Genomic DNA, 19,373 nt, shown 5'->3' on the forward strand with positions numbered 1-19,373 from the left:
GCGGAGGGTGGGGAAGGAGGATCAGGGGGTCAGATCTTCGCCCACGCGTCGGTGAGGCTGGTCCGCAGGATCTGCTCGATCTCGTCGAAGGTCGACTGGTTGGAGATCAGCGGCGGGGCCAGCTGGATGACCGGGTCGCCACGGTCGTCGGCGCGGCAGTACAGGCCGTTGTCGAAGAGGGCCTTCGACAGGAAGCCGTAGAGGACGCGCTCGACCTCGTCGTCGTTGAACGACTCCTTGGTGACCTTGTCCTTCACGAGCTCGATGCCGTAGAAGTACCCGTTGCCGCGGACGTCGCCGACGATCGGCAGGTCGCGCAGCTTGTTCAGGGTGCCCAGGAACGCGGCCTCGTTGTCGAGGACGTTCTGGTTCAGGCCCTCGCGCTCGAAGATGTCGAGGTTGGCCAGCGCCACCGCGGAGGAGACCGGGTGGCCGCCGAAGGTGTAGCCGTGCAGGAAGGTGTTGTCGCCCTTGTAGAACGGCTCGGCGAGGCGGTCCGAGATGATCGTGGCGCCGATCGGGGAGTAGCCCGAGGTCATGCCCTTGGCGCAGGTGATCATGTCGGGCTGGTAGCCGAACTTGTCGGCGCCGAACATGGTGCCCAGGCGGCCGAAGGCGCAGATGACCTCGTCCGAGACCAGCAGCACGTCGTGGCGGTCGCAGATCTCGCGCAGGCGCTGGAAGTACCCGGGCGGCGGCGGGAAGCAGCCGCCGGCGTTCTGCACCGGCTCGACGAAGACGGCGGCGACGGTCTCGGCGCCCTCGTTGAGGATGGCCACCTCGATCTCGTCGGCGCACCAGCGGCCGTAGGCCTCGGGGTCGACCGTGCCGTCCGGGCCTTCGAGGAAGGCGGGGGCGCGGTAGATGTTGGTGTTCGGGGCCTTGTGGGTGCCCGGCACCAGCGGCTCGAACGGGGCCTTCAGGCCCGGCAGGCCGGTGATCGACAGGGCGCCCTGCGGGGTGCCGTGGTAGGCGACGGCGCGCGAGATGACCTTGTACTTGGTCGGCTTGCCGGTCAGCTTGAAGTACTGCTTGGCGAGCTTCCAGGCGGTCTCGACGGCCTCGCCGCCACCGGTGGAGAAGAAGACCTTGTTCAGGTCGCCCGGGGCGTAGTTGGCCAGGCGCTCGGCCAGCTCGACGGCCTTCGGGTGGGCGTAGCTCCACACCGGGAAGAAGGCGAGCTCCTTGGCCTGCTTGGCGGCGGCCTCGGCCAGCTCCTCGCGGCCGTGGCCGGCCTGGACGACGAACAGGCCGGCGAGGCCGTCGAGGTACTTGCGTCCCTTGTCGTCCCAGACGTAGGTGCCTTCGCCCTTGACGATCGTCGGCACGGGGGAGTTCTCGTACGACGACATGCGGGTGAAGTGCATCCACAGGTGGTCGTAGGCGGTCTTGGAAAGGTCCTTCTGCGCCGGGTCGGCTGTCATCGGGTGCCCCAGGTGTAGGTCTGTTTCCGGAGCTTCAGGTAGACGAAGCTCTCGGTGCTCCGCACGCCGGGAAGCGCGCGGATGCGCTTGTTGATCAGTTCGAGCAGGTGCTCGTCGTCCTCGCAGACCAGTTCGGCCAGGAGATCGAACGAGCCTGCGGTGCAGACGACGTAGTCGACCTCGTCGAGGGCGGCCAGCGCGTCGGCGACGGGCTCGATGTCGCCCTCGACCCGGATGCCGACCATCGCCTGGCGGGTGAAGCCGACGGTGAGCGGGTCCGTGACGGCGACGATCTGCATCACGCCCTGGTCGAGCAGCTTCTGGACGCGCTGGCGCACGGCCGCTTCGGACAGGCCGACGGCCTTGCCGATGGCGGCGTACGGGCGGCGTCCGTCCTCCTGGAGCTGCTCGATGATCGCCTTGGAGGCGGCATCGAGGGGAACGCTCGCGTTCCGGTCGCGGTTGGCCACGCCGCCACTGTGCCTGATCGTTCTCCTGTTCGCAAGCGAGGAATCTGCTGATTTCGTCGTGATCTTGGAATCCGCGTACGGATTTCATCGCCTACGTGCACTGCACCTGTCGATACCAGCAGTCATGCGGCTACCCTGGCACGGTACGCGCGCAGCCCCGCAGCGCAGCGCGCGTTCCCCCAAACCAGTGGACCGCGCCGTCCAGGGCCCGGCCACCCGACACCCTTCGTGCGCCGGACCCGCCGACGTACCATGGCGCCGGAAACTGCAACGCCGCAGGCCCAGACCGAGGAGAGACCCCGTGAGCGACCTTCGCACGCTGCGCAACTACATCAACGGTGAGTTCGTCGACGCGGCGGACGGCCGCACGCTCGACATCGTCGACCCCACCACCGGTGAGGTCTACGCGACGTCCCCGCTGTCCGGTGCCTCCGATGTGGACGCCGCCATGGCCTCGGCCGCCGCCGCCTTCCCGGTCTGGCGCGACGCCACCCCGAGCACCCGCCAGAAGCTGCTGCTCAAGATCGCCGACGCGGTCGAGGCCCGGGCCGACGAGCTCGTCGAGGCGGAGGTCCGCAACACGGGCAAGCCGCGCGGGCTGACCCTCTCGGAGGAGATCGGTCCGATGGTGGACCAGATCCGCTTCTTCGCCGGTGCCGCCCGCATGCTGGAGGGCAAGGCCGCCGGGGAGTACATGGACGGGATGACCTCGATCGTCCGCCGCGAGCCGGTCGGCGTTTGTGCCCAGGTCGCGCCGTGGAACTACCCGATGATGATGGCCGTCTGGAAGTTCGCCCCGGCCATCGCCGCGGGCAACACCGTCGTCCTGAAGCCCTCGGACACCACTCCGGCTTCCACCGTCCTGCTCGCCGCGATCATCGGCGGGGTCCTCAAGGACCTGGAGCTGCCGGCCGGCGTCTTCAACGTGATCTGCGGCGACCGCGAGACCGGCCGGCTGATGGTCGAGCACAAGACCCCGGCGATGGCCTCCATCACCGGTTCGGTCCGGGCCGGCATCCAGGTCGCCGAGTCCGCCTCCAAGGACGTCAAGCGCGTCCACCTGGAGCTGGGCGGCAAGGCCCCGGTCGTGGTCTTCGAGGACGCCGACATCGCCGAGGCCGTCGAGGGCATCTCGGTCGCGGGCTACTTCAACGCCGGCCAGGACTGCACCGCGGCCACCCGCGTGCTCGTGCACGAGTCGATCCACGACGCCTTCGTCGAGGCGCTGGCCAAGGCCGCGGCCGAGACCAAGACCGGCGGCGTGGACGACGAGGACGTGCTGTACGGCCCGCTGAACAACGCCAACCAGCTGAAGCAGGTGGCCGGCTTCATCGAGCGGCTGCCCGCCCACGCCAAGGTCGAGGCCGGTGGCCACCAGGTCGGCGAGAAGGGCTACTTCTACGCCCCGACCGTCGTCTCCGGCCTGCGGCAGGACGACGAGATCATCCAGAACGAGGTCTTCGGCCCGGTCATCACCGTGCAGAAGTTCACCGACGAGGACCAGGCCGTCGACTACGCCAACGGCGTCGACTTCGCGCTGGCCTCCTCGGTGTGGACCAAGGACCACGCCCGCGCCATGCGGATGTCGCGCCGGCTGGACTTCGGCTGCGTCTGGATCAACACCCACATCCCGCTGGTCGCCGAGATGCCGCACGGCGGCTTCAAGAAGTCCGGCTACGGCAAGGACCTCTCCGCGTACGGCTTCGAGGACTACACCCGGGTGAAGCACGTCATGACCGCGATCTAGCGGGTCGTGACGGTCGGGCGCTGTATGACCGCGATCCAGCGGGTCGTGGCGGTCGGCGCTGTATGACCGCGATCTAGCGGGTCGTGACGATCGGGCGCCGTATGACCGCGATCTGATCGCGCGGCCATCGTGTGAACGGACAATGGGCCCGGGTCCTTTCGACCCGGGCCCGGTGTCTTTGCATCCTGTCGGCCGTTCGCGTGACCGGCTGACAAGATGAAACTGCACTTCGGGGCCGCGACTCCCTAGCCTTACCGGCATGAGCATCCCCACCGCTGACTCAGCCGCCGGCCAGGCGGTCAAGGCCGCCGACCGCGCGCACGTCTTCCACTCGTGGTCCGCCCAGGCGCTGATCGACCCCCTCGCGGTGGCCGGCGCCGAGGGCTCGTACTTCTGGGACTACGACGGCAACCGCTACCTCGACTTCTCCTCGCAGCTGGTCAACACCAACATCGGTCACCAGCACCCGAAGGTGGTCGCCGCGATCCAGGAGCAGGCGGCGAAGCTCTGCACCATCGCCCCCGGTTTCGCGGTCGAGGCGCGCAGCGAGGCCGCCCGGCTGATCGCCGAGCGCACCCCCGGCGACCTCGACAAGATCTTCTTCACCAACGGCGGCGCCGAGGCGGTCGAGAACGCCGTCCGGCTGGCCCGGCTGCACACCGGCCGGCAGAAGGTCATGTCCGCCTACCGCTCGTACCACGGCGCCACCGCCAACGCGATCGCCCTCACCGGCGACCCGCGCCGCTGGGCCAACGAGACCGGCGTCTCCGGCGTGGTGCACTTCTGGGGCCCGTACGCCTACCGCTCCAACTTCCACGCCGAGAACGAGGCGCAGGAGTGCGAGCGCGCGCTGGAGCACCTGGAGCAGGTGATCGCCTTCGAGGGCCCCGGGACGATCGCGGCGATCATCCTGGAGACCGTGGTCGGTACGGCGGGCATCCTGATCCCGCCGGCGGGCTACCTGGCCGGGGTCCGGGAGATCTGCGACCGCTTCGGCATCGTGTTCATCCTCGACGAGGTGATGGCCGGCTTCGGCCGCACCGGCGAGTGGTTCGCCGCCGACCACTGGGGTGTCACCCCGGACCTGCTGACCTTCGCCAAGGGCGTCAACTCGGGCTACGTCCCGCTGGGCGGCGTGGCGATCAGCGCCGAGATCGCCGCCACCTTCGCCGAGCGGGCGTTCCCGGGCGGGCTCACCTACTCCGGCCACCCGCTGGCCTGCGCCTCGGCCGTCGCCACCATCACCGCCATGGCGGAGGAGGGCATCGTCGAGAACGCCAAGCACATCGGCGAGACCGTGCTCGGCCCCGGCCTGCGGGAGCTGGCCGAGCGGCACCCCTCGATCGGCGAGGTCCGCGGCCTCGGCGTGTTCTGGGCGCTCGACCTGGTGAAGGACCGCGGGACCCGCGAGCCGCTGGTCCCGTACAACGCGGCCGGCGCCGCCAACGCGCCGATGGCCGAGCTGGCCGCCGCCTGCAAGCAGCGCGGGCTCTGGCCGTTCGTCAACATGAACCGCCTCCACGTCGTCCCGCCGTGCACCGTCACCGAGGAGGAGGCCAAGACCGGTCTCGCGGTGCTCGACGAGGTGCTGTCGCTCGCCGACGCGCACACCGTCTGACGTACCGACCGGACGGCCCCGGGTGTCGCGCACGCCCGGGGCCGTCCCACGCTCCGGAGGCCTTCCCCATGCCCAGCAGCACCACCCCGACCCGCCCCCACAACTCCCGTACGATCCGCCGGCGTTCGGTGCTCGGCGGGGCCGCGCTGCTCGGCGCCGGCACGCTGACCGGCTGCGGCATCCCGTCCGCGTACGTCGCCGAGGACCGCCGCTCGGTCCAGGACCGTTCGGACCGCGAGCAGCGGCTCGCCTTCTCCAACTGGACCCAGTACATCGACACCGACGACCAGGGGCACCGGCCGACCCTGGACGCCTTCACCGAGCGGACCGGCATCGCGGTCACCTACACCGAGGACATCAACGACAACGACGAGTTCTTCGGCAAGATCAGCCCGGTGCTCACCCAGGGCGCCGACCCCGGCCGGGACCTCATGGTGGTCAGCGACTGGATGGCCGGCCGGTACGTCTCGCTCGGCTGGGTGCAGGCCATGGACCGGGCCAACCTGCCCAACGTCACCGCCAACCTGGACCCGCAGCTCGCCGACCCGGCCTTCGACCCCGGGCGCCGGCGCAGCGTGCCCTGGCAGTCCGGGATCACCGGCATCGCGTACAACCGCAAGGCGCTCGGCCGGGAGCTGAAGTCGACTGCGGACCTCTGGGCGCCCGACCTCAAGGGCCGGGTCACCCTGTTCGCCGGGCTGGACGAGGCGCTCGGGCTGCTGATGCTCGCCCAGGGCGCGGACGTCTCCCGGTTCGGTGAGGACGACGCGCACCGGGCGATGGACATCGTGCAGAAGATGGTCGACACCGGCCACATCCGCCGCTTCACCGGCAACGACTACACCAGCGACCTCGCCTCCGGCGCCGCCGTCGCCTGCCAGGCCTACTCCGGCGACGCCGTCCAACTGACCGCCCAGAACCCGGACATCGAGTTCGTGGTGCCGCAGGAGGGCGGCGAGCTGTGGGCGGAGAGCCTGATGATCCCCAACCGGGCCCGGCACAAGCGCAACGCCGAGCTGCTGATCGACCACTACTACCAGCCCGAGGTGGCCGCCGAACTCGCCGCGTTCGTCCAGTACATCTGCCCGGTGCCGGCCGCCCGCGAGGTGCTGGCGGCCAGCGGTGACAAGGACAAGGCCGAACTGGCGGAGAACCCGCTGCTCTTCCCGACCGACGAGATGCGCGCCCGGCTGCACACCATGCGCGACGTCACCTCGGCGGAGCGGCCCGAACTGCACAAGGTCTGGGGGCGCATCACCGGCGTGTAGGCAACCGGCGTGCAGCGGTCAGCGGCGGACGGCGTCCAGGGCGAGCAGTGCCACGTGCAGGGAGAGGCAGGACTCCACCTGGTCGAGGTCGACGCCGAGGATCCGCTCGACCTTGTGCAGGCGGTCGTAGAAGGACGGCCGGGACAGGTGCGCGGCGTCGGCCGCCGCCGACTTGTTCCGGCCCTGCTCCAGGTAGATCCGCAGCATCTGCACCAACTGGCCGTTGTGCTCGGCGTCGTGGGCCAGCAGCGGGCCGAGCTCCCGCTCCACGTAGGTCTGCAGCCGGGCGTCGTCGCGCAGCAGGTGGAGCAGGCCGCGCAGCCGGACGTCCGGCAGCCGGTAGTACGAGGCGGCCCGGCCGCCGGGCGCGTCGTGCAGGGCCGCGTCGGCGACCTGGGTGGCCTCCAGCAGGGTGCGCCGGGCGTCCCGGACGGAGCCGACCGAGGAGCCGACCGCGACCACCGGGGCCGGTGCGGCGGCGGCGTCGTCCCGGCCGGCCTCGGCCGACATCCGGCGCAGCGTGGCCGAGAAGGCGTCCAGGGCGGCGTGCTCGTCCTGCTGGGTGCCGAGCGTGATCAGCACGCCGACGCCCTCGTCGTCCAGCGCGCCGACCAGGGCGGAGAGCCGGCAGGCCCGGACGGCTCCTGCGGCGAGCTCGGTGAAGTCGCGCAGCCGGGCCTGCGCCTCCAGGGCGGCCGGGATCGGGCCGCGCCGCTGCCGCAGCACCACCCCGACCAGCCGGCGGCCCTCCAGCGGGACGCCGAGCGCCTGGGCGCGCAGGGCCACCTCGGAGACGGTCAGCGCGTGGGTGAGGATGCCGGACAGCAGGGTGCGGTGGGTCTGCCGTTCCAGGCTCTCCCGGTCGCGCACCACCAGCCGGTTGAGTGCCAGCGCGGAGGCGCCGCGCTCCAGCAGCATGGTGTGCGGGTGGGCCTCGTTCTCGGGCAGCGGGCCCGGATCCTGCACCAGTACCAGCCGGCCCCAGTCCTGGCCGCGGGCGCCGACCGTGGTCACCAGCCAGCCGCTGCGCGGGTCGTGCCCGGTGCGGCCGGGCGGGCGGACCCCGCGGGAGCGGCGCTCCCAGTCCTCCAGCAGTTCGACCTCCGGGCGGCCGGCGGTGTCGTGGGCGAGCACCTGGTGCGCGAGGTTCTCCAGGACGACCGGCGCGCCCGCCATCCGGGCCACCTGGCGGATCACCTCGGGCGGCTCGGCGCCCTCCACCACCAGCTCGTTGAACACCTGGTGGACGGCCTCGGAGACGCGCAGCTGCTCCAGCTGGGCGTTGACCACCAGCGCGTGCACGGCCTCGGTGACGGCGACGAAGCGCAGCTCGCGGCGGAGCGTGATGAGCGGCAGGCCGCGCTGTTCGGCGGCGTGCACCAGGGCGCGGGGCAGCGAGTCGAAGTAGCGCCGGCCGTACTCGACGACCAGGCCGGCGACCCCCACCTCGTCCAGTTCGCGGACGTAGCGGGCCAGGCCCTCGCGGTCGTCGGGCAGCGCGATGCCGGTGGTGAGCACCAGTTCGCCGCCCTGGAGCATCCCGGCGACGTCGGGCAGTTCGCTCACGTGGACCCAGCGGACGGGCCGCTCCAGGTGGTCGGCGCCGGCGACGACCTGGGGCAGGCCGCGCCGCATCACCTCCAGGTCGAGCACGCGGGCGACGGTGGGGAGCATCGCGGGCCTCCAGGGCCTTGAGGGACCAGAGTGTCAGGTAAATCATCCATCGCGGCGACGACCTGTCGCCCTCGGTGAACCCTTGCACCCTGTAAGGCCCTACCCGCCGAGGTTGTCGCAGTGACCCTTGTCACGCCGGGGCGGTAGCGGGCATGGTCAGCGGGTCGGCTGTGGCGAAAAACAGACCTCACGCCGGAATCCATCGCGTTGCCGGAATGCAACAGCGGAATCCCTTGTCCGGAGTCCGCCGGACTGCCAGGATCGCGCAACCCCGGTGATCAGCCGGTCGGATTCCCCCACGGCACAACCGTGAGAATCGCCGTGGCAGTCGACCCACCGGCACTTGGAGGAACCAGATGGACCTGACCGACTTCGGCGCGGGCGCGCAGTACATCGCGGGCCGTCAGACCCGGGGGAGCGGCGAGCCCTTCCAGGTCGTCAACCCCGCGGACGGCAGCGTGGTCGAGCAGGTCGCCCTGGCCACCACCGGCGAGGTCGACGCGGCCGTGGCCGCCGCGAAGGCGGCCCTGCCCGGCTGGTCCCGCGCCACCCCCGGTGCCCGCTCCGAGGCGCTGACCGCACTGGCCGCCGTCCTGGCCTCGGCGAGTGCCGACCTCGCCCGGGTGGAGACCGCGCAGACCGGCAAGCCAGTCAAGCTGGCCACCGAGTTCGACGTCCCCGGCACCATCGACAACGTGGCGTTCTTCGCCGGCGCCGCCCGCAACCTGGAGGGCAAGGCGGCCGGCGAGTACTCCGGCGACCACACCTCCTACGTGCGCCGCGAGGCGATCGGCGTGGTCGGCTCGATCTCGCCGTGGAACTACCCGCTGCAGATGGCCGCCTGGAAGGTCCTGCCGGCGATCGCGGCGGGCAACACCATCGTGCTCAAGCCGTCCGAGCTGACCCCGCTCACCTCGCTGATGTTCGCCCGGGCCTGCACCGAGGCGGGCATCCCGGACGGCGTGGTCAACGTGGTCACCGGCGCCGGACGCACCACCGGCGAGCACCTGGTCGCGCACCCGGACGTCGCCATGGTGTCCTTCACCGGCTCCACCCCGGTCGGCCGCAGGGTCGCCGAACTCGCCACCGCGAGCGTCAAGCGCACCCACCTGGAGCTCGGCGGCAAGGCCCCGTTCGTGGTCTTCGACGACGCCGACCTCGACGCCGCCGTGCACGGCGCGGTCGCCGCCTCGCTGATCAACGGCGGCCAGGACTGCACCGCCGCCACCCGCGCGTACGTCCAGCGCCCGCTGTACGACGCGTTCGTGGCCGGCGTGGCCGAGCTGTACGCCGCGATCCGGATCGGCGACCCGCTCAACCCGCACACCGACCTCGGCCCGCTGGTCTCGTACACCCACCGGGACCGGGTGGCCGGCTTCGTCGAACGCGCCCGCTCCTACGCCACCGTGGTCACCGGCGGCCGCGCGCCGGAGAAGGGCCACGACGGCACCGACCTCACCCGCGGCGCGTACTACGCGCCCACCCTGATCACCGGCGCCGCCCAGGACAGCGAGGTGGTCCAGGGCGAGATCTTCGGCCCGGTGCTGGTCGTGCTGCCCTTCGACACCGACGACGAGGGCCTGCGGCTGGCCAACGACACCCCCTACGGCCTGGCCGCCTCCGCCTGGACGGGCAACGTGCACCGCTCGCTGCGCGCCACCCGGGAGATCGCGGCCGGGTGCGTCTGGGTCAACGACCACATCCCGATCATCAGCGAGATGCCGCACGGCGGCTACAAGGCGTCCGGCTACGGCAAGGACATGTCCCAGTACTCGCTGGACGAGTACACCCAGGTCAAGCACGTCATGTTCGACACCACCGCGGTCGCCCGCAAGGACTGGCACCGCACCGTCTTCGGAGACAGATAACCCCTGCCCAGGGGCGCCGCCCCCAGGGCGCCCCGATTCGACCTCTTACCCCCAGGAGGCCCGTTCCATGGCGTTCAACGAGTTCACCGACGGTCTGCCCGAACCGGTCCGCAAGGCCTGGGAACGCAGCCTGACCAGCGGCCGGGCCGCGATCGGCCGCCGCACCCTGCTGCGGGCCGCCGCGCTGACCGCCGGTGCGGGCACGCTGGCCGCCTGCGGGATCCCGGCGGCCAGGACCGTCGGCGGCGACTCGACCGCCAACGCCGCCAAGGACCTCTCGGACAGCGAGAAGGTGGTCAACTTCTCCAACTGGCCGCTGTACATCGACACCGACGAGAAGGACAAGCAGAAGCACGGCACCCTGGACGCCTTCACCGCGGCCACCGGCGTCAAGGTCAGGTACAACGAGGACGTCAACGACAACGTCGAGTTCTTCGGCAAGGTCAAGCCGCAGCTCGCGGCCGGCCAGGACACCGGCCGCGACCTGATGGTCCTCACCGACTGGATGGCCGCCCGGCTGATCCGGCTCGGCTGGGCGCAGAAGCTCAACCCGGCGAACGTCACCACCGCGATCACCACCATCGACTCCCGCTTCCGCGCCCCCGACTGGGACCCGGGCCGGCTGTACTCCTACCCGTGGGCCGGCATCCAGGTCGTCATCGCCTACAACAAGAAGGCGACCAAGGGGAAGGAGGTCACCAGCGTCTCCCAACTGCTGGACGACCCCGACCTCAAGGGCCGGGTCACCTTCCTCTCCGAGATGCGCGACAGCATCGGGATCACCCTGCTGGACCTGGGCAAGGACCCGGCGAAGTTCACCGCCGACGACTACGACGCCGCCGTCGCCCGGCTGCAGAAGGGCGTCGACAGCAAGCAGATCCGCCGCTTCACCGGCAACGACTACGGCCAGGAGCTGTCCTCCGGCGACATCGCGGCCTGCGTCGCCTGGGGCGGCGACCTGATCCAACTGCGCGCCGACAACCCGGACATCGAGTTCGTCATCCCGGAGAAGGGCTACGTCTCCTCGACGGACAACATGCTGATCCCGGCCCGGGCGCAGCACAAGGCGAACGCGGAAAAGCTCATCGACTTCTACTATCAGCCGAAGATCGCGGCGCAGCTGGTCGCGGGCATCGGCTTCGTCTCCGCCGTGACCGGGATGAAGGACGAACTCGCCACCCTCGCCCCGGACAGCGCGGCCAACCCGCTGGTCGTACCCACCCCCGAGATGGCGGCCAAGTCGCACGTGTTCCGCACCCTCACCGAGACCGAGGAGAGCGACTTCGAGCAGAAGTTCTCCAAGCTCATCGGCGCCTGACCCCCACGCGCGGCCCACTCCCGGCAGAGAACCCAGGAAGACACCCATGACAGACCAGCAGCGCGACGCGGCCGCCGGCGGCGACGTCCGCCTCACCGGCATCGGCAAGACCTACGGCGCCTTCACCGCCGTCCACCCGCTCGACCTCACCGTCCCGCAGGGCTCCTTCTTCGCCCTGCTCGGCGCCTCCGGCTGCGGCAAGACCACCACCCTGCGCATGATCGCGGGCCTGGAGGAGCCCACCAGCGGCACCGTCCTGATCGGCGGCCAGGACGTCACCGCCCTGCCCCCGTACAAGCGGCCGGTGAACACCGTCTTCCAGAGCTACGCGCTCTTCCCGCACCTCGACATCTTCGAGAACGTCGCCTTCGGCCTGCGCCGCCGCGGCCGCAAGGACGTCAAGAAGCAGGTCGAGGAGATGCTGGAGCTGGTCGAACTCGGCCAGTACGCCCGGCGCAAGCCGCACCAGCTCTCCGGCGGCCAGCAGCAGCGCGTCGCCGTCGCCCGCGCCCTGATCAACCACCCCCAGGTGCTGCTCCTCGACGAGCCGCTCGGCGCGCTCGACCTCAAGCTCCGCCGCCAGATGCAGCTGGAGCTCAAGCGGATCCAGACCGAGGTCGGCATCACCTTCGTGCACGTCACCCACGACCAGGAGGAGGCCATGACGATGGCCGACACCATCGCGGTGATGAACGGCGGCCGGGTCGAGCAACTGGGCGCCCCCGCCGAGCTGTACGAGAACCCCGCCACCACCTTCGTGGCCAACTTCCTCGGCCAGTCCAACCTGCTGCCCGCCGAGGTCACCGGCACCGACGGCGGCGACCTGCTGCTCAGCGCGGCCGGCGTCCGCCTCGCCGTGCCCAAGGCGCGCTGCGCCACCGAGGCCAGGCAGGTCCACCTGGGCGTGCGCCCGGAGAAGATCACCATCGCGCACGCCTCCGCCGAGGTCGCCGACGGCCGCAACCGGCTGGCCGGCACCGTCCTCGACTCCAGCTTCATCGGCGTCTCCACCCAGTACGTGGTGCGCACCGACGGCGGCCAGGAGGTCACCGTCTTCGAGCAGAACATGGAGCGCGACGCCCGGATCGTCCCCGGCGCGCCCGTCCTGCTGCACTGGAACCCGGCGCACTCCTTCGCCCTGGACGCCGCGCAGGCGATCGACGCGGGCACCGCGGAGGAGGCCGCATGACCACCACCACCCCGGCCGCCCCGTCACAGGTCATACCGCTCGCGGAACCGGCGCGGAAGCCGAAGCGCAAGCTCACCGCGTACTGGCTGCTGCTGCCCGGCATCGCCTGGCTCGTCGTCTTCTTCGCCGTCCCGATGGTCTACCAGGCGTCCACCTCGCTGCAGACCGGATCACTCGAAGCGGGCTTCAAGGTCACCTGGCACCTCGCGACCTACTGGGACGCCCTGGTCGAGTACAAGTGGCACTTCGTCCGCTCGTTCTCCTACGCGGGCATCGCCACCGTGCTCTGCCTGGCCGTCGGCTACCCGCTCGCGTACACGATCGCCTTCAAGGCCAGCAAGCGCTGGCGCAACGTCATCCTGATCCTGGTCATCGCGCCGTTCTTCACCAGCTTCCTGATCCGCACGCTGGCCTGGAAGACCATCCTGTCCGACGGCGGGCCGGTGGTCGGGGTGCTCAACACCCTGCACGTCCTGGACGTCACCAACGCGCTCGGCCTCACCTCCGGCGACCGGGTGCTCGCCACGCCGCTCGCCGTGGTCTGCGGTCTCACCTACAACTTCCTGCCGTTCATGATCCTGCCGCTGTACACCTCGCTGGAGCGGATCGACCCCCGCCTGCACGAGGCGGCCGGCGACCTGTACGCCCGGCCGTTCACCACCTTCCGCAAGGTCACCTTCCCGATCTCGCTGCCCGGGGTGGTCGCCGGCACCCTGCTCACCTTCATCCCGGCCTCCGGCGACTACATCAACGCCCAGCTGCTGGGCTCGCCGAGCGAGCAGATGGTCGGCAACGGCATCCAGAAGCAGTTCCTGAACGTGCTCGACTACCCCACGGCTGCCGCACTGAGCTTCATCCTGATGGCCCTGATCCTGGGCATGGTGACGGTCTACATGCGCAAGGCCGGGACGGAGGAACTGGTCTGATGTCCCGGATTACCAAGTGGATACGCGCCCACCTGGTGGTGCTGGCCGGCCTGCTGGCCCTCGCCTACCTGGTGCTGCCCAACCTGGTCGTGCTCGCCTTCTCGTTCAACAAGCCGGTCGGCAAGTTCAACTACGAGTGGAACGAGTTCTCCACCGACGCCTGGACCAACCCCTGCGGCGTGGCCGACATGTGCCAGTCGCTCTCGCTCAGTCTGCAGATCGCGGTGCTCGCCACCATCGGCGCCACCGTGCTCGGCACCATGGTCGCCTTCGCACTGGCCCGCTACCGCTTCCGCGGCCGCTCGGCCACCACCGCGATGATCTTCCTGCCGATGGCCATGCCTGAGGTGGTCATGGCCGCCTCGCTCGGGACGCTGTTCCTCAACATGCGCATCCCGTTCGGCTTCACCACCATCCTCATCGCGCACATCATGTTCTGCCTCAGCTTCGTGGTGACGGCCGTCAAGGCCCGCGTGATGAGCATGGACCCGAGGCTCGAACAGGCCGCCCAGGACCTCTACGCGACCCCCACCCAGACCTTCCTGCGGGTCACCCTGCCGCTGGCCTCCCCCGGCATCGCGGCGGGAGCGCTGCTCAGCTTCGCGCTCTCCTTCGACGACTTCATCATCACCCAGTTCAACTCGGGCCCGACCACGGTCACCTTCCCGATGTTCGTCTGGGGCGCGTCGCAGCGCGGCATCCCGGTGCAGGTGAACGTCATCGGCACCGCGATGTTCATCGCCGCCGTCGCGCTGACCGTCGGCGGCCAGTGGCTGGGCAACCGCCGGAAGGCCACCGCCTGACGTACGGTCGGGTGTGGTGGCCGAACAAACCATCGCCTAAGTACAGAAAGTGGCTGATAATGCATGGACTCCGCCCGCGCACTCAGTGACGCCAGGCCCACCCCCTTCTGGCTGGAGGACCCGGGCCGGCCGGCGGCGCTGCCCGCCCTGGTCGGCGACACCACCTGCGACCTGCTGGTCGTCGGCGGCGGCTACTCCGGCCTGTGGACCGCCCTCATCGCCAAGGAACGCGACCCCTCGCTGGACGTCGTGCTGGTCGAGGGCAACGAGGTCGGGTGGGCCGCGTCCGGGCGCAACGGCGGATTCTGCGCGGCCAGCCTCACCCACGGCTTCGGCAACGGCCTGCAACGCTGGCCCGCCGAACTCGCCCAGCTGGAACGCCTCGGTGCCGCCAACCTGGACGGCATCGAGGCCACCCTCAAGCGCTACGGCATCGACGCCGAGTGGGAGCGCACCGGCGAGATCGACGTCGCCACCCAGCCGCACCAGGTCGAGGAACTCCACGAGATCGCCGAGGCCGTCGCCCGGTACGGCTTCGACATCACCGTCCTGGACGCCGACGAACTGCGCGCCGAGGTCGACTCGCCGACCTTCCTCGGCGGTCTCTGGGACAAGGAGGGCGTGGCGATGGTCCACCCCGCCAAGCTCGCCTGGGGCCTGCGGGACGCCTGCCTCGGCCAGGGCGTGCGGATCTTCGAGCACACCCGGGCCACCGACCTGCGGGAGTACGGCAGCGGCATGGCCGTCCGCACCCCGTACGGACGGGTCTTCGCCCGGCGCGTCGCACTCGGCACCAACGTGTTCCCGTCGCTGGTCAAGAGGGTCCGGCCGTACGTCGTGCCGGTGTACGACTACGCGCTGATGACCGAGCCGCTCAGCGACGAACAGCTCGCCGCGATCGGCTGGCGCGGCCGGCAGGGACTCGGCGACAGCGCCAACAAGTTCCACTACTTCCGGCTCTCCGCCGACAACCGGATCCTGTGGGGCGGCTACGACGCCGTCTACCACTACGGCGGCCACGTCCGGCACGAGTACGACCAGCGGCCGGAGACCTTCCGCACGCTGGCGAACCACTTCTTCCGCTGCTTCCCGCAGCTGGAGGGCCTGCGGTTCACCCACGCCTGGGGCGGCGCCATCGACACCTGCAGCCGGTTCTCGGCGTTCTTCGACACCGCCTACAGGGGCAAGGTCGCGTACGCGGCCGGGTACACCGGGCTCGGCGTCGGCGCGACGCGCTTCGGCGCCGAGGTGATGCTCGACCTGCTGTCCGGCGAGCGCACCGAGCGCACCTCGCTGGACATGGTGCGCAGCAAGCCGCTGCCGTTCCCGCCCGAGCCGGTGCGCTGGGCCGGGATCGAGATCACCACCCGCTCGCTGGAGCGCGCGGACCGCAACGGCGGCCACCGCAACCTCTGGCTGCGCACGCTCGACCGCATGGGGCTCGGCTTCGACAGCTGACCCCGTTGTCCGCGTTATCCGTGTCATCCGTGTTATCCGTGTAAGAGAGACCCGCCGTCCGCCTCTCCTTGGTGACGGCGGGTCTCGGTCTCCCCGCCGCGTCCCGACCGGGACGACCCGACCGGAACCAGCGGCAAGAAGCGGGGACAGACATGGAGAGCACCGGACTGCACTGGCTCGCCCAGGTGGCACCGGACCCGGAGGCCTTCCGGGAGCAATGGGAGCGCACCGGACTGGGGCTGATGCTGCTACCGGCCGGCCGCCGCTGGGACGTCCTCTCCGTCCCCGGACGGCTCGGGCGCCCGGCCCTGGAGATCCTGGACACCGGCTCCTGCGGCCCCGTCCTCACCGACTTCGGGGACGAGCACGTCAGCTTCCTGGTCCCCGTCGGCACCGCCGCCCGCTGGATCGGCACGGGCGTGCGCAGCGCGGGGGAGGGCACCTGGATCGTCGTCCCGCACCCCGAGCGCCGCAGCCGCGGGGTGCGCTGGCTGGTCCCGCCCGACGGCTCCGGACGGCTCAACGACCCGGTGCTGCTGGAACTCGCCCTGCACGAGGCCGCGGCCGGGCTCAGCGGCTGGTGATCCCGCGGTCCGGGCTCCGGCCCCGGCCGGCGGTGGCGCGCGGGGCGGGCGGTCGCGTCAGACTGGAAACGTGACCACCGCCCCGGACGCCGTCGACGCGCCCCTTCGACCGGGCCCGGCCCAGCTGCGCCTCGCCGCACTGGCGGCCCCAGTCTGCGACCGGTACGGGCTCGCCCTGGCCGGCGGGCACGCGCTGCGCGCCCACGGCGTCGCGGCCTGCCCGCAGGACGGCCTCACCCTGGTGACCGGCGGGGCCGACCTGCCGGAGGTGGCCGCCGCGCTGGGCGAGGCCTACCGCGCGGCCGGCGGCGGGGTCGCCGAACGCCCGGGCACGCCGCGACTGGAGCAGCTCACCGTCCGGCTCGCGCTCGGCGGGCGGTCGCACTCGGTGGAGCTGCGGAAGGAGCCGCTGGCCCACCGGCCGGTGCGCTTCGACCTTGCCGCGCCCCCGCCCGGCGAGCCGGCGGTGGCGCTGTCGGCGGTCCCGCCGGTGGCGCTGCCAGTCGTCCTGTCGGTGGTCCTGCCGGTCGTCGCCCTGGAGGACGCCGCCGCGCTCACCACCGCGCTGCTGGTGGACCGCGGCATGCCGCGGGACCTGGTCGATGTGCACGCCCTCACCGACTGCTACCGGGAGGGCGAACTCCTCGCACTGGCAGCCGAATTGGACGCGGACTTCCAGCCCGCGGCGCTCGCCGACCGGCTGGAGACGCTGGCCGAGGCGGCGGACGGCCGGTTCCGGGCCCGGGGTGTCGCGGCACGAGCGGTCGGCGGGCTGAAGCGGTGGGCGCTCGCCTGGGCCCAGGACCTGCGGCTGGACCTGCTGGAGACCCAGGAGGCGGCCGACGGTCTGCACGACCCGTACCTGGAGGACGAGGAGTCCTGAACGCGGGGTGGCGGCGCTTCGTCCTTGCGCGCTCGTCTTGCGGGTTCGTTGCTGCGCGTCCGTCCTCGCGTGTTCGTCCTCGCGCGTTCGTCCTTGCGGGTCCGGCTTCACACGTTCGTGCTCTCTCACGCGTTCGGCCGAGCAACCGGACGACCTGTAAGGCTGAATCCGCGATCCCCGTCAGCCTGTTCGTTGAGGCCTGGCGCGGCGGCCACCAGACTGGAGACGAGCGCGGTAGCCCCGTGAATCCCGTCGCCCGGCCCACTCGCGGGCGGCGCCAGACAGGACCGGCGGCAGGACGCCGCCCGGGACTTCGGAGGCAGACGGACTTGAGCAAGCACATCACTCACTGGATCGGCGGCGAGCCCGTCGCCACCGCCGGCGCGGCGCCCCGCCGCGGTGACATCTTCGACCCGGCCACCGGCCAGGTCGCCGGCCAGGTCGACTTCGCCGGGATCGCCGAGGTCGACCAGGCCGTGGCCGCCGCCGCCTCGGCCTTCGCCGAGTGGCGCACCGCCTCGGTCGCCAAGCGCACCACCGTGCTGTTCGCCTTTCGCGAGCTGCTGAACGCCCGCCGCGACGAGCTGGCCGCGATCATCGTGTCCGAGCACGGCAAGGTCCACTCCGACGCGCTCGGCGAGATCGCCCGCGGCCTGGAGGTCGTCGAGTACGCCTGCGGCATCCCGCAGCTCGTCAAGGGCGGCTTCACCGAGCAGGCGTCCACCGGCGTCGACGTCTACTCGATCCGCCAGCCGCTCGGCCCGGTCGCGATCATCTCGCCGTTCAACTTCCCGGCCATGGTGCCGATGTGGTTCTTCCCGCTCGCCATCGCGGCCGGCAACACCGTCGTCCTGAAGCCCTCGGAGAAGGACCCGTCCGCCGCCAACTTCCTCGCCGGGCTGTGGAAGGAGGCCGGCCTGCCGGACGGCGTCTTCAACGTCGTGCACGGCGACAAGGCCGCCGTGGACCGCCTGCTGGAGCACCCGGACGTCAAGTCCGTCAGCTTCGTCGGCTCCACCCCGATCGCCCGCTACGTCTACGAGACCGGTACGCGCTACGGCAAGCGCGTGCAGGCCCTGGGCGGCGCCAAGAACCACATGCTGGTCCTGCCCGACGCCGACCTCGACCTGGCCGCCGACGCCGCCGTCAATGCGGGCTTCGGCGCGGCCGGCGAGCGCTGCATGGCCGTGTCCGTCCTGGTCGCGGTCGACCCGATCGGCGACGAGCTGGTCGACAAGATCAAGCAGCGGATCGCCATCCTGAAGGTCGGCCCCGGCTGCAACGGCGACTCCGAGATGGGCCCGCTGGTCACCGGCCAGCACCGCGACAAGGTCACCTCCTACGTCGAGTCCGGGGTCGCCGACGGCGCCGAGCTCGCCGTGGACGGCCGCAAGCACCCGGTCACCGCCGAGGACGAGAACGGCGCCCCGACCTCGGACGGCTTCTGGCTCGGCCCCACCCTGTTCGACCACGTGAAGCCGGGCATGTCCGTCTACAACGACGAGATCTTCGGCCCGATCCTCTCCGTCGTGCGCGTCGCCTCCTACGACGAGGGCCTGGCACTGATCAACGCCAACCCGTACGGCAACGGCACCGCCCTCTTCACCAACGACGGCGGCGCGGCCCGGCGCTTCCAGTTCGAGGTGGAGGTCGGCATGGTCGGCATCAACGTGCCGATCCCGGTCCCGGTCGCCTACTACTCCTTCGGCGGCTGGAAGGCCTCCCTGTTCGGCGACGCCCACGCGTACGGTCCGGACGGCGTGCAGTTCTTCACCCGCGGCAAGGCCGTGACCCAGCGCTGGCTGGACCCCTCGCACGGCGGTATCAACCTCGGCTTCCCCACCAACAGCTGATCCCCCGCCCCGCGGTCGTGCCGGCCGGACCCCTCTCCCCGGGGTCCGGCCGGCCCTTTGCACCCCGTTTGCATCCGGTCGCGATCACGCGTAGAGTTCTTCGAGCTGCCTGGCTGGGAGCACCGGACACGCATCTCCGCGCGGACGGTCCCGGGGCAGCCAATCCTTTTGAAACACCATTTCCTGGTTCGGGCCGGGTCGCGTCTTGTCGCGGCTTGGTTCCTATTCGGCGTGTTCGTTTTATTGGATTGCGGTCGATTCGCTTTTCGGAGCGGGGATCGGCTAGAGTT

Annotated in this window: 15 protein-coding genes; 12 read left to right on the forward strand and 3 right to left on the reverse strand. The window is 70.9% G+C overall.

Annotated elements, in window-relative coordinates:
• Positions 1–29 precede the first annotated feature (29 nt).
• Together ACIOGZ_RS34910 and ACIOGZ_RS34915 are read right to left on the reverse strand one after the other, a co-directional pair.
• Positions 30–1,424, reverse strand: coding sequence for an aspartate aminotransferase family protein (locus ACIOGZ_RS34910; RefSeq protein WP_350882875.1), 1,395 nt, complete (start codon positions 1,422–1,424; stop codon positions 30–32).
• Positions 1,421–1,894, reverse strand: a complete 474-nt coding sequence (locus ACIOGZ_RS34915) for an Lrp/AsnC family transcriptional regulator (RefSeq protein WP_030243538.1) — start codon at positions 1,892–1,894, stop codon at positions 1,421–1,423. Before ACIOGZ_RS34915 ends, ACIOGZ_RS34910 begins: the two co-directional genes overlap by 4 nt.
• 301 nt (positions 1,895–2,195) lie before the next feature.
• Between ACIOGZ_RS34915 and ACIOGZ_RS34920 the strand changes: the two genes are divergently transcribed.
• From ACIOGZ_RS34920 to ACIOGZ_RS34930, 3 genes are all read left to right on the forward strand, one after another.
• Positions 2,196–3,641: a gamma-aminobutyraldehyde dehydrogenase gene (locus ACIOGZ_RS34920; RefSeq protein ID WP_400806181.1), complete on the forward strand. Its 1,446-nt coding sequence runs from the start codon at positions 2,196–2,198 to the stop codon at positions 3,639–3,641.
• A 259-nt stretch (positions 3,642–3,900) separates the two neighbouring features.
• Positions 3,901–5,259 (forward strand): aspartate aminotransferase family protein, encoded by a 1,359-nt coding sequence (locus ACIOGZ_RS34925; protein WP_363585753.1) that lies wholly within the window; start codon positions 3,901–3,903, stop codon positions 5,257–5,259.
• 68 nt (positions 5,260–5,327) lie between these two features.
• Positions 5,328–6,527 carry a spermidine/putrescine ABC transporter substrate-binding protein gene (locus ACIOGZ_RS34930; RefSeq protein ID WP_400988878.1) on the forward strand — a complete coding sequence of 400 codons (1,200 nt, stop codon included), beginning with the start codon at positions 5,328–5,330 and terminating at the stop codon, positions 6,525–6,527.
• Positions 6,528–6,545: 18 nt separating this feature from the next.
• Here ACIOGZ_RS34930 and ACIOGZ_RS34935 read toward each other — a convergent pair whose 3' ends face one another.
• Positions 6,546–8,201 carry a PucR family transcriptional regulator gene (locus ACIOGZ_RS34935; protein WP_063347657.1) on the reverse strand — a complete coding sequence of 552 codons (1,656 nt, stop codon included), beginning with the start codon at positions 8,199–8,201 and terminating at the stop codon, positions 6,546–6,548.
• 356 nt (positions 8,202–8,557) lie between these two features.
• Between ACIOGZ_RS34935 and ACIOGZ_RS34940 the strand changes: the two genes are divergently transcribed.
• The 9 genes from ACIOGZ_RS34940 to ACIOGZ_RS34980 all read left to right on the forward strand — a co-directional run bounded on the left by ACIOGZ_RS34940 (position 8,558) and on the right by ACIOGZ_RS34980 (position 19,083).
• Positions 8,558–10,069 (forward strand): gamma-aminobutyraldehyde dehydrogenase, encoded by a 1,512-nt coding sequence (locus ACIOGZ_RS34940; protein WP_363585754.1) that lies wholly within the window; start codon positions 8,558–8,560, stop codon positions 10,067–10,069.
• A 67-nt stretch (positions 10,070–10,136) separates the two neighbouring features.
• The gene (locus ACIOGZ_RS34945) at positions 10,137–11,387 is read left to right on the forward strand and encodes a spermidine/putrescine ABC transporter substrate-binding protein (RefSeq protein ID WP_363585755.1); all 1,251 of its coding nucleotides are present in this window, start codon (positions 10,137–10,139) and stop codon (positions 11,385–11,387) included.
• A gap of 46 nt (positions 11,388–11,433) precedes the next feature.
• Positions 11,434–12,576, forward strand: a complete 1,143-nt coding sequence (locus ACIOGZ_RS34950) for an ABC transporter ATP-binding protein (RefSeq protein WP_363585756.1) — start codon at positions 11,434–11,436, stop codon at positions 12,574–12,576.
• Complete coding sequence (locus tag ACIOGZ_RS34955; protein ID WP_350882859.1) at positions 12,573–13,502, forward strand: ABC transporter permease; 930 nt, start codon at positions 12,573–12,575, stop codon at positions 13,500–13,502. The genes ACIOGZ_RS34950 and ACIOGZ_RS34955 overlap by 4 nt, the downstream gene beginning before the upstream one ends.
• Complete coding sequence (locus ACIOGZ_RS34960; RefSeq protein WP_363585757.1) at positions 13,502–14,305, forward strand: ABC transporter permease; 804 nt, start codon at positions 13,502–13,504, stop codon at positions 14,303–14,305. The genes ACIOGZ_RS34955 and ACIOGZ_RS34960 overlap by 1 nt, the downstream gene beginning before the upstream one ends.
• Before the next feature lie 63 nt (positions 14,306–14,368).
• Positions 14,369–15,763 (forward strand): FAD-dependent oxidoreductase, encoded by a 1,395-nt coding sequence (locus ACIOGZ_RS34965; RefSeq protein ID WP_363585758.1) that lies wholly within the window; start codon positions 14,369–14,371, stop codon positions 15,761–15,763.
• Positions 15,764–15,915: 152 nt separating this feature from the next.
• A complete protein-coding gene (locus ACIOGZ_RS34970; RefSeq protein ID WP_363585759.1) occupies positions 15,916–16,347 on the forward strand; it encodes a hypothetical protein in 432 nt (143 codons plus the stop codon).
• Between the two features lie 70 nt (positions 16,348–16,417).
• Positions 16,418–17,230, forward strand: a complete 813-nt coding sequence (locus tag ACIOGZ_RS34975; RefSeq protein WP_363585760.1) for a nucleotidyl transferase AbiEii/AbiGii toxin family protein — start codon at positions 16,418–16,420, stop codon at positions 17,228–17,230.
• 329 nt (positions 17,231–17,559) lie between these two features.
• Positions 17,560–19,083 (forward strand): CoA-acylating methylmalonate-semialdehyde dehydrogenase, encoded by a 1,524-nt coding sequence (locus tag ACIOGZ_RS34980; RefSeq protein ID WP_363585761.1) that lies wholly within the window; start codon positions 17,560–17,562, stop codon positions 19,081–19,083.
• Positions 19,084–19,373: the final 290 nt, after the last annotated feature.

Origin of the sequence: Kitasatospora sp. NPDC088160 (assembly GCF_044741445.1) — a bacterium.
Taxonomy (GTDB): Bacteria; Actinomycetota; Actinomycetes; order Streptomycetales; family Streptomycetaceae; genus Kitasatospora.